This is a genomic window from Clostridium sp. CS1-1 (genome assembly GCF_056135525.1).
On record NZ_CM148680.1, the window covers coordinates 4,535,312 to 4,547,865 of the forward strand.

The window sequence follows — 12,554 nt, forward strand, 5'->3', positions numbered from 1 at the left end:
TTTTGTGTTCTATTTTAGCCCACTATTTATTTTCTCTTCTAATACGAATAGTTCATCTCTCTCTGGTGGAAACACTTCCTCTTCACCCTTATCACTTACTAGAATACCATTACCTTTAATAATCTTACCTATTATGGTCGCTTTGATACCTTCTTTTTGTAGCGTTTTTACTAACTCATCTCCATTTGATGTTGTTATAAGCATGCTGCCTGAGGATATAAGTCTTAATGGTTCTATAGAATATTTTTTACATATCTTCGCCGTTATTTCACTTATTGGCATATTATCTCTATATACCTTAAACCCTAGTTCACCAGCCTTTGCCACTTCCCATAAAGCCCCCAGCACTCCACCTTCTGTTATATCGTGCATGCAATTGACTCTAAATTTACCTGCTATAACGCCCTCTCTCACTACACTAATATCTTCTATGTACTTCTTCGCTTCACTTATTTCATCATCCGTGAGGATGTCCCTAACCCCGTCTAGATAATCATTTACTATTATACTTGTGCCTTCAATACACAACAATTTAGTAACTACTATATCATCACCTTCTTTTGCCCCAGAAGTTGAAATAGCTATGCCTTTTTTCCCTTTGCCAATAACAGTACAAGATATAATCATTTTAGTAACTGCCCTTGTTATTTCAGTATGTCCGCCTAAAATTTCAACGTTTAATTTTTTAGTTTCTTCTCCTATTTCATTCATAACCCTCTTTATATCTTCTAAAGTAGTACTCTCCGGTGCTAATATTGTTACAAGTATTCCCATTGGTTCAACACCGCTAGATGCTATATCATTGCAGTTTATATGCACCGCTAACCTTCCACTATTAACATCTGCTCCTGTTATTGGATCTGTTGAAACAACACAATCGTAGTCTCCGAAACTTATTATGCTACAATCTTCTCCAACTGCACTCCTAACTATCACATCTTCTCTTGTAACCCTCCTACTGCTATCTATTATGCTTTTTAAGTCATCTGGATTTAATTTTCCTACTTTCATAAAATTCTCTCCTTCTTCAAAATAATTTAGCACTATTTTGTAACCTACTTCATATTATTTATATAAGGATTAATTTATGGTAGGTGTGTGCTTTTGAAATATATTGGACCCTTTTTAAGAATTAATAAATTAAAAAAAGAAAATATTAGAAATCAACTTTTCTATTTAGCAAAGGAATCTTTAACTCAAATTTTACTACATTCTAAATGTGGAGTATATACCTCACTTAAAGAACTAAAAATTAAAGACATTTCTAGTTCTGATATTAACACATTTAAAGATCTTTCTCCACTTTTATGTGTATATAGAAAAGCTAATCCAAAGCTTATAAATACTGATGATAGGTTAACTTGGAATAATGATAAGTTTAAAATGGAAGTAAACATAGACAGTACCACACTAATGACATTATGTCTCGTAGAAATTTGCAATTTTTATGATAGTTTTAAAAACATAGATACGCATAAATACAGTTTAGGAAAAATTTATCGTTCTCTTTGCAAAAATCAATTAGAATTTTATGCTACTTACTTAAGAAATGATGAAGGAGTTTTTGTTGATAAAGTAGTTCAAAGTAGTATATATGACGATGAACTAAAATTCGAAGAAAAAAACAAGAAGTTTAGCTTTTCATCTCAAGCTTTACTAATGGCAGCTTTCTATAAATGTTCTACCCTCATAGAGGGTGAAGACAAAGAAAACTACGTAAACTTTTCGTTAGATATTTTAAATATGCTTATTCAATTTAAAGATGACTTATATGAACTTACTTCTGAAGAGCTTACAAAACTTTGCTTAGCTTTAAATATTTTTTACAAGTATTCAAGAAATAAAGATTGTAAGCTTTTATTATTGGATTTATCTGAACTGTTAAGCGAGGACTTATCTTACAATGAATCCTCATTGCTTCCAGAAGACTTGGAGCATACCTGTATGAAATATATAAATTATGACTTATTTTATAAGAATACAGGAATTATAAAATTTAAAGATAAGGCTGATACTATATTTAATAAGCTTCTCAATTTATATGACCCCGAAAAAGGAATATTTCTGAAAGCAACTGAAGACAAGGATATTACCTTCTCTTGTTCGGAGATTATGTCTTACCTTCTAGTTTGTTTGATTCATCCTGGCAGTGACAATACAGAATCAATTGCTACTGATATATTTAAACGACAAGTATTGGATTCTGGAATAATATTAAGTTGGCCTGAAGCACCTGATTTAAGCGATGTAGAAAGATATAAAAACTTCTCTTTAAGACCTGAGGATTTAATTGAAGAGCAAAATTTCAGAATGCCATCTGTACCTACTCCTGAAAGCTCCGAATTAGCTGCAGTGTTTGCTAAAAATGTGACTTACAGTAAAAAGAAAGAAGAATTTAAAAACGCTAAACTTTCTTTCGATGCATATAGAAATATGCTAATATTTTTCTATATTATTCAACTTTTAAACCCTAAGTATAATCAAGTTGATAATGATAACAATGTAGAATATGACTGTAAAGATTAACTAAAATAAAACTTAGAATTTTGGGACATAATAATATAACCACCCGTACAAGCATCTTATAACTAATTAAAATTACCCGCTTTATAAGGAGGTATGTAACTTATGATGAACATAAACTGTTCTGAGAACTGCATACACGAAAAAAACGGTAAATGTAATTTAAATCATGTGACTCCTCTCTCAAGTGTTTTTAGTATGGATGCAGATTGTGCTTACTTTACATCAAAACAGTCTATAAAAAAAGCTCCCCCTATCAAGTAACAGGGGGACTTTTTTATGGCTTTACTTCTATATAAACCCTGTCAAGTTTTATATTCCCTCTTTTAGTAGTATATATTCCTTCTATATTACCCTTTTTACATAATACACCTTTGTTAACATACAACGGTATAACTGGCATATCATCCATTAAAATATTTTCTGCTTCTTTTAAAAATTGTATCCTCTTATTTTTATCCTTATCCATTTTTGCCTTTATGACTTTAGTATCAAATTCTAAGTTTTTATATCCATATAGGTTAACCTCTGAAAGTGATACCCATCTTTCTAAAAAAGCTAAGGGATAATCATAATTACCTTCATAATCAATTTTAGCTATATCATATTCTTTATTCCTTATAGCATCACCAAATTGCTCTATTCCATAGCCTTCACATTCTACTTTTACCTTCAGGTTCTGATTCAAATTTTTTGCTATGTTATCACAAACTTTTTTATTTTCTACAGTATCTATGTAAATTAACTTTAATACGTCCTTACGATTCTCATAATTACTCTTCTTTAATAGTTCTAAAGATTTCTCTTTTTCTACTTGATTTGGTAAAAATACTTTATTTATGTATTGGCCACCTATACCGTCACTAATACTTGATGGTACATAGGATGTAGCTGCTTTCGCAGTATCGTTTAGTATTTCCTTAGCTATATTATCTCTATCTATTGCCATGGCAATAGACTTTCTAAAGTTTACATCCTTAATTATATTTTCCTTCTTTAAATTAAACACTAATGCTCCAGCACTATAGAATGGTATTTCTTGAATTTTTTCTGCATTAGAAAGATTCCTAAACTCACTAATCGGTGGATTTAAAAACATATCTATTTTCGAGTTTTGAAAGGCTGCAAGGGATGCCTCACTTCCATCTATACATGTAACAATTATTTCATCATTACTAACTAAATCTCTATTCCAATACTCAGTATTTTTTCTTAAAGTTATTTCATTACTTTCTGAAATATTTTCAATTCTAAAGCTCCCAGAGTAATTTATACTCTTATAGTCTTTATTCCACTTAACTAAGTTATCATTTATTTTCCTTAAAGAATATATTGGTTCGGCTAATATGCTTAGCAAATAGTTACATGGGTAATTTAGTCTTATTTCCAATGTTTTTCTGTCCACTGCTCTAATTGCTACATTACTAAAATTAACTTTTCCCTTTCTATAATCCTCTGCACCAAATATGTAGTATAGCTGTTCAGCATATACATTCTCCATATCTTTACTTAGAATTTCGGAAAAAAAGGTAACAAAATCATCAGCAGTAATATCTGTACCATCACTCCATCGGGCTTTTTCTCTTAATTTAAATGTATAACAAGTTTCATCTTTATTTAGGCTCCAACTTTCTGCCAAAGCAGGTAATATCCTTCCTTTATCATCTAGATTAACTAGCCCTTCAAATAGATTAACTAATAAGTCTTGTTGTCTGATGCCATAACTTTTAAGCATAATTAAATCATCTGGCATTTTTCCAATGTTATAAACAACACTAGTTCTTAATTCCTCACTTTTTGTTCCTTGCACACTTTTTTCTACGCACCCACTAAAAAATAAATTACTTATAATTAATATATAACAAATAAATTTCTTCATAATGTATCTTTTATCTCCCTTATTTTAATAAGATACTTAAATTATTAACATCTAAAGAAAAAAATAAACAAAACTTTCAAAAGTTTCGTTTATCAAAATTATATATATTAAAATATAAGATACATTAATGATTACATAAGTTCCTATTGAGGAAGATATTCTAGGAAACTCAATTGATCTAATTTTGATTGTCTCTTAATCAATCTGATTCCATCAATCTTTTTAATTCTTCTACTAAGATTACTATCTTTATTTATACTATCTTCAAAAATCCCAGTAGTAACATATACTCCTCTTTCTATACTATATAAATCTAAATAATTAATAAAATTCTCATAATCTCTTAATACTACTCTATCTTTTTTATGGTACTTAAATAAAATGGTATTTTCACGCCCTATAAGTTTTATAATTAGTAGATTGGATGTTTTTAAAAATACCTCATATTGTATATTATAATTCCAGCAATTTTTAGTTATATTTTCTTTTATCACTTCTATTTTTATCTTTTTTAAAGCTACTTTTTCTCGATGTAGTTCAGCTCCTCTAATCTTTTGATATGCTTTATCTATTATGCTACCCATCCAACCCCCTCCTGAAAAAATAATAACGTTATTTCATTATATGAATAGGAATTATGTTTTGGTACAATTTATCTTATTATATATACTTTTTATTCACAAACCATATTTAGTCCTGAATATTTGTGATATAATATCTTAATAATTTTAAATTTACAAAATAATAATGCGGAGGAGTTAGGATGATACTTACCATAGAAATATTAGGTATACTTACAATGTGTACTATAATGTTTTTTCTGATATGGGGCTTTGTAATTCTTAATCAGATATTAAATCAATTAAGATACAAAAACTACTTAATGGAAAAGTTAACCCAACATATGTATACTCTCGCTCAAAAAGACGATGAGTTAATAGGCGATTCCCATGCTGACTAGGATTTGAAATTCTTATGAACCAATAATTTTTACCAGGTCTAATTTAATAAATTAAAAATGTGAAAAGGCAGCTCAAAAGAGCTGCCTTAATAATTCTTATAATGTTTCTAGTATACTTTCATAAATATAAAAAATATTGTCCCGACCGCTATTACTACACATGTTATGGGATATATTTTACTTCTAAGACTAGCCTTTAGATCGAACATTTTAATAGCCCAGGCCATCATAGTAAAAAACATACACCATTGAAGAGTGTAGTAGCTATCAAAATATCTCACATAAATAAATTGATATGTAGTAAGGAGTGTCAATATTAATGAAAGAATGGTTAAAGAAACTCCTATCCATCCTAGAAAATTAATAGCCTTTCTCATTTTTCTCCTCCACATGTTACCCTTATAATTTTCATATGAATTAAATCATTTTTATAATAAACCTTTTTTTTACATTTGTAAATACTCTATAAACTTATTAACCACTATTATCGCTTATTCTTTTAACATATTCTCAAATTCCTGCTCATTTATTATTCTTACCTCTAACTCTACAGCCTTATCATATTTTGATCCTGCTGATTCTCCAGCTAAAAGATAATCTGTCTTCTTACTTACACTTCCTGATACTTTTGCTCCAAGGGATTCTAACTTTTCTTTTATGCCAGTCCTTGAGTAATTTTCTAGACTTCCAGTTACTACTACAATTTTTCCATTAAACTGATTCTCTACTGCAGCCTTCTCTTCTTCATGACGGGGGGATACACCTAATCCTAAAAGCTCATCTATACTATTCATTATTTTCTCTTCTTTAAAAAACTCCAATATACTTTTTGCAACGATATCTCCTATATCTTGGACTAAAGTAAGCTCCTCTACAGTAGCTTTTTGTATATTTTCTAATGTTCTAAAATTCTTAACAAGATCTGTTGCTGTTTTTTTACCTACATTTGGTATCCCTAAGGCATATATGAATGATGCTAAATCACAATCTTTACTCTTTTCTATAGCATCCAAAAGGTTTTGAGCCTTCTTTTCACCGAACTTCTCCAAAGTTAATAACTCATCCTTTTTTAATCTATATAAATCTGCAATTGATTTTATTTGAAGTTTTTCAAATAGCTGCTCAGCTGTCTTTTCACTAAAACCAGCTATATTCATAGCCTCCCTGCTTCCAAAATGAACAATACTCTTCACCATTTGTGGTTTACATGATAGTGTGTTATCACAGAAATAGTGGACACCATCTTGCATTAAGTCACTGCCACAATACGGACATGATTTAGGAGCTTCTATCTCTTCGCTAGTTTCTAAGTTATCCTGAGCTGCCCCCATTATTTCTGGAATTACATCGTTTGAACGACGTACAAACACTTCACATCCAATTCTAACACCTTTTCTATGTATATCATCCATATTGTTTAATGTAGCTCTCTTAACAGTAACCCCAGCTAGTTCAACTGGTTCTAGAACAGCCGTAGGCGTTACCCTACCACTTCTACCTACATTCCACTCAACATCTAAGAGTTTTGTAGTAGCTTCCTCAGCCTCAAACTTATATGCTATAGCCCATTTAGGAAACTTAACTGTATAGCCCAGAGCTTCTCTAGTCTTTATGTCATCAATTACAATTACTATGCCGTCTATATCATAATCAAGATTTTCTCTAATATTTTGAGAAGATTTTAGTTCTTCTTCAACCTCTTCTATATTATTGCATACCTTCATATAATCATCTTGTGGGAATCCCATCTCTTTAATGAAATTCATCATTTGAACATAGGTTTTAAATGGTGTTCCTTCGCTATAACCTACATCATAGAAAAATGCAGATAAGTTTCTTCTTGCTGTTTCCTTCACATTTAAGTTTCTTAAAGCACCGGCTGCACCATTTCTTAGATTCTTAAGAGGGGTTTCTGCCATCTTGTTATACTCCTCAAAGGCTCTACGAGTCATAATAGCTTCTCCATGAACTTCAATAACATAATTATTACTTATCTTCAAAGGCACAGATTTAATAGTTTTTGCTTGTGTCGTTATATCTTCACCAATTAACCCTGTACCTCTAGTAGCAGCCTTTATTAGGAGTCCTCCCTTATCATAAGTACAATTTATTGTAAGACCATCAAATTTTTTAGTTAATACATATTTGAGTTCTGGAAGTTTATCTTCATAGTTTAAATTATACTCTTCAACTAATTTTTTATTTCGCAAATGCCACTCTCTTATTCCTTTAATTGTTTGTGATTTGTCTAAACTCCATAATTTTGCTTTATGAGTATATTTTTGAAACTCAGACAATACCACATCTCCTACTCTTTGAGTAGGAGAATAAGGCAGTATTATTCCTGTTTCTTTTTCTAGGCTATATAGTTCATCATATTTTGTATCATAGTCTTTGTCAGAAATACTTGGATTATCTAATACATAGTATTCATAGGCGTATCTATTTAATTCGTCACTTAGTTCTTTAATCCTATTTAGCTTATCGTTATTATCGTCCATAAACATCCTCCTTATACAGCTTCTAGTGGTACAACTCCATACATTAAATTTTTGATTCCCATCTTATCAAATGCTATTGTCATTCTTACATCGCTACCACTTTTGGAAATGCTTACTATTGTTCCTATTCCAAACTTACTGTGCCTTACCTTAACCCCTGTTTTTATATCCTCAATCTTTAAATCCTTACCTGTTACTTCCTTATTTATGCCACCCATAGCAGCGTAAGAGGTCACACCTGAAGAGTTTAGTGGTGAACTCCCTGGAGAATTAAAACTACTTCTACTGATATTATCATTTATTCCTCTATTCATTCCATTTATTCTAGTATTTGTACTATTACCACCAAAGCTATTAAAGCTTCTTCTTGAAATACCTTCATATTCTTTTAAATCGCTTGCTATTTCATTTATAAAATCTGATTGAGAATAGGATACTGTCTTTCCAAAAACCCTTCTACTCTCAGCCGAAGTCATATACAATTTTTCTCTTGCTCTAGTTATTCCAACATAACAAAGCCTTCTTGACTCTTCCATTTCACTATAATCATTTAAAGATTGAGTTCCAGGAAAAATTCCATTCTCCATACCTACCATGAATACTACTGGAAACTCTAGACCTTTAGCACTATGTACTGTCATCATTACAACAGTATCTGCTTCCTCATCAAAGTTATCTATGTCTGAAACCAAAGTAACCTTCTCTAAAAATGCAGATAAAGATTTATCCTCTGATGCACTCTCAAATTCTGCCGCTGCTGACACAAGTTCTTTCAAGTTTTCTATTCTACTTACATCATCTGGATCTTTAGAATTTTTGAGCTCATCTAGATATCCTGTTGTATCTAAAATTTCTTTTATTAACGTAGAAACAGTTACCTGATCCCTAGTTCTTATAAAACTATTTATAAGGCTTATAAATTTCTTTATTGAAGATGTGCTTCTGGCTGGCAGACTCATAACTTCATCAACATCTAACAGCACACTATACATGCATTCATCCATTGAAGCCGCAAATTCTTGAACTTTTTGTACTGTTGCATCTCCTATACTTCTTTTAGGAACATTAATTATTCTTCTTAAACTTACATCATCAAGAGGATTATTTATAAACTTCAAATAAGCCATTATATCTTTTATTTCTTTTCTATCATAGAACTTTAACCCACCAATTATTCTATAAGGTATGTTGGATTTCATAAATACATCTTCAAATACACGGGATTGTGCATTAGTTCTATAAAGTATTGCAAAATCCTTAAAGAATTTATTCTCTCCTTGCTTTAGTCCTTTAATTTGAGACGCAACATACATACCTTCATCTATGTCTGAATTAGCCCTATATACTTTTATCTTTTCTCCCTTTTCATCTTCTGTTCTAAGAACCTTATTTTTTCTATTTGTATTGTTTCTTATAACTTCATTTGCCGCTTTTAGTATATTAGCTTTTGACCTGTAATTTTGTTCCAACTTTATTACCTTTGCTTCTGGATAATCTTTTTCAAAATCTAATATGTTTCTTATATCTGCACCTCTCCATGCATAAATACATTGATCATCATCACCTACAACACATATATTCTTATGTGCTGCTGCAAGAAGTCTAACTAATTCATACTGAGACTTATTAGTATCCTGATATTCATCAACCATTATATACTGAAATTTTCTTTGATAAAATTCCAATACATCTGGATTTTTCTTAAATAACTCTACAGTTTTATAAATCAGATCATCGAAATCCAATGCATTATTGCTCTTTAATTTCTTTTGGTATAAAAGATATAGATCTGCTATCTTATTTAACCTAAAATTTTGCTCGCTCTCTCTCTTAAACTGCTCTGGTGTTACCAAATTATCCTTTTGCTCACCTATTTTATTTATTATTTCTCTATCAGTTATATCTTTTTCATTTATATTTAATTCTTGCATACATTGCTTAACTAAAACCTTTTGATCATAACTGTCATATATAGCAAAATTCTTGTTATACCCGAGCTTATCTATTTCTCTTCTTAAAATTCTTACACAACTGGAGTGGAATGTAGAAACCCACATATGATCAACTTCATCACCAACTAATCCTCTTATTCTCTCTCTCATTTCTCCAGATGCTTTATTTGTAAATGTTATAGCTAAGATTTTAGAAGGATATATCTCCAAATCTTCAATCATGTGAGCTATTCTATATGTTAAAACTCTTGTCTTACCTGATCCTGCTCCTGCCAAAATTAATAATGGTCCTTTTATTGTGACAGCTGCTTCATACTGTTCCTTGTTCAAAAGCTTTTTTAAATCCATAGTGTTCACTCCCTAGTTTTTTACTTTTTTCATATTTGCATGTTTACTATTATAACATTTTAATGTTAGTTTAATCATTAAAAAAACACAAAAAAATGCGTACACGTCACTGGTTATCAGTGGTATGTACACATAATTTAGGAATTACTAAGTAAAGGTTTTATTATATCGTTTTCTTTTTAGCAACTTTTTATTTATTACTCAATCTCTCTAGTGTTATATTATATCCATCACTACCATAATTTAAACATCTGTTAACTCTACTTATAGTAGCAGTACTGGCTCCAGTAGCTGCTGCAATTTCCACATAAGTTTTTTTATCTCTTAACATCTTGGCTACTTGAAGTCTTTGCTCTAGCGCTTTTATTTCATTTATAGTGCATATATCATCAAAAAACCTATAGCACTCTTCCTTATTTTTTAAAGATAATATAGCTTCACACAAAAAATCCATCTCTTCACTTTGTAACTTGGATTTATATTCTTCCATGAGCTCAACTCCTTATTTAATATATACATCTAAAGTATTACCTTTTTCAATTCAATTCTATCATGTATTAAAGTATTAATCTATAAAATTATAGTAATTTATTCTCAATCCGCATAAAGCAACTTTACCCCCTGTTGAATTGCAAGTTATATTGCAATAAATTTTTTTATCGCATAAAATTTAGATAAAATAAAAAAACAGCCCATTGGGGCATAGGCTGTTTTAAAATAAATAAAAAGGGGGCTATTTATTCCTTTTATTTATCCTTGCAAGATTATTATATTATAATATAGTACAAAAATTCAAGTTTTTTTGCAAATTTAATTGTAAAGAATATATTAAAGTGATTGAATTTAATTCATATTTTATTAATATAAAATATTTCTATAGACCTATTAATAAAATTAAATGCCTTTTAAAATATCAACCTCTTCTTCAGTTAACTCTCTATATTCTCCTTCTAATAAATTTTCTTCTAACTTAAGAGGGCCAAACTGTATTCTCCTTAGGTATATTACGTTTTTATCTCTACTATTAAACATCCTTTTAACCTGATGGAACTTTCCTTCTTGTATAGTTACATTAATCTTAGAACCATGCTCATCTGATTCTAAAATTTCTAGTTTCGCTGGCATACACTTATATCCATCATCTAAAATTATACCATCCTTAAAGGCTTTAACATCCTTCACATCTACAGCTTTATCTATTTCTGCATAATAAACCTTATCTACATGCCATTTTGGTGATAATACCCTGTGATTTAATTCTCCATCATTGGTTATTAGCAATAATCCAACTGTATCTTTGTCCAGCCTTCCTACTGGAAAAGGCTTAAATACTTGATGGTCTGGCTCCAATAAATCTATTACTGTTTCATCATAATTATCAAATGTTGCTGAAACTACTCCATCTGGCTTATTCATTAAAAGATAAACATATTCTCTGTAATTTACCACTTCACCAGACACCTTTATTTTGCTCTTCTCTGGATCTATTTTCATACCACTATCACTTACAATAACATTATCTACTTCTACCATTCCATCTTTTACAAGTGTTTTTACTTCTTTTCTTGTTCCATATCCAAGATTGGACAAAACTTTATCTAACCTTTCCATGTCAAATCCTCCTAGCGCTTTTATTCTATTATGTATTATAACCTTTTAAATATAAAATAAAAACAGTCTAGATGAAAGACTGTTTTTATTTTCCGTAATATTTCATAACTTTTTGTACATAGTTTCTTGTTTCATTAGGTAGCCTAGAAATACCACCTACGTCCTTTACCCCTCTATTCTGGAGAGTTCCAGGTCCTGCATTATATGCAGCCAGTGCCAATTCTTTAGAGTTGCCATACATATCAAGTAACCCTTTTAAGTATTTAGTACCACCTTCCACGTTTTGCTGCACATCATATGCGTCTGAAACTCCTAAAGACCTTGCCGTTCCAGGCATAAGCTGCATCAACCCCATTGCACCTGCATGTGATGTTGCTTTAGGATCAAAGCTAGACTCCTGTTTAATCACTGCCATTATAAGATCTTTATCTACACCGTACTTTCTGGAGGCTTTATTTACAGCATCATCAATGCTTATATTTCCACTTTTGATGTCATTATTTATATCTTTATATAGAGAATTTAATCTCTGCCCTGCACCATAACCTAATTTACTAAGATTTTCTTCTCCTAAGCCCAAACTACTTAAATCTATATTTCCATTGCTATCTGACATAGCTTTAGTTAAACTTTCCATAACAAGCGAAAAGGAATTGGAGTCTTTTGTAACTTCTCTAAGCATTTGAGTCATTAACTGAAACTGTAAAAGTTGTTCAGCATTTTTACTAGTATCTACTTTCATTATCTCACCAACCCTCATTTTCTTTATACTTATATGT

Annotated in this window: 12 protein-coding genes; 3 read left to right on the forward strand and 9 right to left on the reverse strand. The window is 30.5% G+C overall.

Going from position 1 to position 12,554, the window contains the following annotated elements; all coding sequences use genetic code 11:
* Positions 1–9 precede the first annotated feature (9 nt).
* Complete coding sequence (locus tag AC0N0V_RS21540) at positions 10–1,011, reverse strand: AIR synthase family protein (RefSeq protein WP_474460931.1); 1,002 nt, start codon at positions 1,009–1,011, stop codon at positions 10–12.
* Between the two features lie 93 nt (positions 1,012–1,104).
* On the opposite strand from AC0N0V_RS21540, the gene AC0N0V_RS21545 reads away from it, so the two are divergent.
* Positions 1,105–2,526, forward strand: coding sequence for a hypothetical protein (locus AC0N0V_RS21545; protein ID WP_474460932.1), 1,422 nt, complete (start codon positions 1,105–1,107; stop codon positions 2,524–2,526).
* A 102-nt stretch (positions 2,527–2,628) separates the two neighbouring features.
* On the forward strand, positions 2,629–2,787 hold the full coding sequence (locus AC0N0V_RS21550) for a hydroxymyristoyl-ACP dehydratase (RefSeq protein ID WP_474460933.1): 159 nt from the start codon (positions 2,629–2,631) through the stop codon (positions 2,785–2,787).
* Between the two features lie 13 nt (positions 2,788–2,800).
* Here the strand turns inward: AC0N0V_RS21550 and AC0N0V_RS21555 are convergent, their stop codons facing one another.
* Positions 2,801–4,402 (reverse strand): peptide ABC transporter substrate-binding protein, encoded by a 1,602-nt coding sequence (locus tag AC0N0V_RS21555; protein WP_474460935.1) that lies wholly within the window; start codon positions 4,400–4,402, stop codon positions 2,801–2,803.
* Positions 4,403–4,545: 143 nt separating this feature from the next.
* Positions 4,546–4,986: a hypothetical protein gene (locus tag AC0N0V_RS21560; protein ID WP_474460936.1), complete on the reverse strand. Its 441-nt coding sequence runs from the start codon at positions 4,984–4,986 to the stop codon at positions 4,546–4,548.
* A gap of 179 nt (positions 4,987–5,165) precedes the next feature.
* Here AC0N0V_RS21560 and AC0N0V_RS21565 point away from each other — a divergent pair, with 179 nt between their 5' ends.
* Positions 5,166–5,363: a hypothetical protein gene (locus tag AC0N0V_RS21565; RefSeq protein ID WP_474460937.1), complete on the forward strand. Its 198-nt coding sequence runs from the start codon at positions 5,166–5,168 to the stop codon at positions 5,361–5,363.
* Positions 5,364–5,470: 107 nt separating this feature from the next.
* On the opposite strand, the gene AC0N0V_RS21570 is transcribed toward AC0N0V_RS21565, so the two are convergent.
* The 6 genes from AC0N0V_RS21570 to AC0N0V_RS21595 all read right to left on the reverse strand — a co-directional run bounded on the left by AC0N0V_RS21570 (position 5,471) and on the right by AC0N0V_RS21595 (position 12,517).
* Positions 5,471–5,740 carry a hypothetical protein gene (locus AC0N0V_RS21570; protein ID WP_474460938.1) on the reverse strand — a complete coding sequence of 90 codons (270 nt, stop codon included), beginning with the start codon at positions 5,738–5,740 and terminating at the stop codon, positions 5,471–5,473.
* 114 nt (positions 5,741–5,854) lie between these two features.
* Complete coding sequence (gene ligA, locus AC0N0V_RS21575) at positions 5,855–7,864, reverse strand: NAD-dependent DNA ligase LigA (RefSeq protein WP_474460939.1); 2,010 nt, start codon at positions 7,862–7,864, stop codon at positions 5,855–5,857.
* An 11-nt stretch (positions 7,865–7,875) separates the two neighbouring features.
* Positions 7,876–10,164: a DNA helicase PcrA gene (pcrA, locus tag AC0N0V_RS21580; RefSeq protein WP_474460940.1), complete on the reverse strand. Its 2,289-nt coding sequence runs from the start codon at positions 10,162–10,164 to the stop codon at positions 7,876–7,878.
* 190 nt (positions 10,165–10,354) lie between these two features.
* Entirely contained in the window at positions 10,355–10,654 is a 300-nt protein-coding gene (locus tag AC0N0V_RS21585) for a YerC/YecD family TrpR-related protein (RefSeq protein ID WP_474460941.1), read from the reverse strand.
* Positions 10,655–11,058: 404 nt separating this feature from the next.
* The gene (locus AC0N0V_RS21590) at positions 11,059–11,775 is read right to left on the reverse strand and encodes a pseudouridine synthase (RefSeq protein ID WP_474460942.1); all 717 of its coding nucleotides are present in this window, start codon (positions 11,773–11,775) and stop codon (positions 11,059–11,061) included.
* Positions 11,776–11,860: 85 nt separating this feature from the next.
* Positions 11,861–12,517 (reverse strand): lytic transglycosylase domain-containing protein, encoded by a 657-nt coding sequence (locus tag AC0N0V_RS21595; RefSeq protein WP_474460943.1) that lies wholly within the window; start codon positions 12,515–12,517, stop codon positions 11,861–11,863.
* Positions 12,518–12,554: the final 37 nt, after the last annotated feature.

Excerpts from the sequence above, each read along its gene's own strand:
- AC0N0V_RS21560 (WP_474460936.1), bottom strand. The coding sequence starts at position 4,986 with ATGGGTAGCATAATAGATAAAGCATATCAAAAGATTAGAGGAGCTGAA.
- ligA (WP_474460939.1), bottom strand. The coding sequence starts at position 7,864 with ATGGACGATAATAACGATAAGCTAAATAGGATTAAAGAACTAAGTGAC.
- AC0N0V_RS21590 (WP_474460942.1), bottom strand. The coding sequence starts at position 11,775 with ATGGAAAGGTTAGATAAAGTTTTGTCCAATCTTGGATATGGAACAAGA.
- AC0N0V_RS21565 (WP_474460937.1), top strand. The coding sequence starts at position 5,166 with ATGATACTTACCATAGAAATATTAGGTATACTTACAATGTGTACTATA.
- AC0N0V_RS21585 (WP_474460941.1), bottom strand. The coding sequence starts at position 10,654 with ATGGAAGAATATAAATCCAAGTTACAAAGTGAAGAGATGGATTTTTTG.
- AC0N0V_RS21595 (WP_474460943.1), bottom strand. The coding sequence starts at position 12,517 with ATGAAAGTAGATACTAGTAAAAATGCTGAACAACTTTTACAGTTTCAG.
- AC0N0V_RS21555 (WP_474460935.1), bottom strand. The coding sequence starts at position 4,402 with ATGAAGAAATTTATTTGTTATATATTAATTATAAGTAATTTATTTTTT.
- pcrA (WP_474460940.1), bottom strand. The coding sequence starts at position 10,164 with ATGGATTTAAAAAAGCTTTTGAACAAGGAACAGTATGAAGCAGCTGTC.
- AC0N0V_RS21570 (WP_474460938.1), bottom strand. The coding sequence starts at position 5,740 with ATGAGAAAGGCTATTAATTTTCTAGGATGGATAGGAGTTTCTTTAACC.
- AC0N0V_RS21540 (WP_474460931.1), bottom strand. The coding sequence starts at position 1,011 with ATGAAAGTAGGAAAATTAAATCCAGATGACTTAAAAAGCATAATAGAT.
- AC0N0V_RS21550 (WP_474460933.1), top strand. The coding sequence starts at position 2,629 with ATGATGAACATAAACTGTTCTGAGAACTGCATACACGAAAAAAACGGT.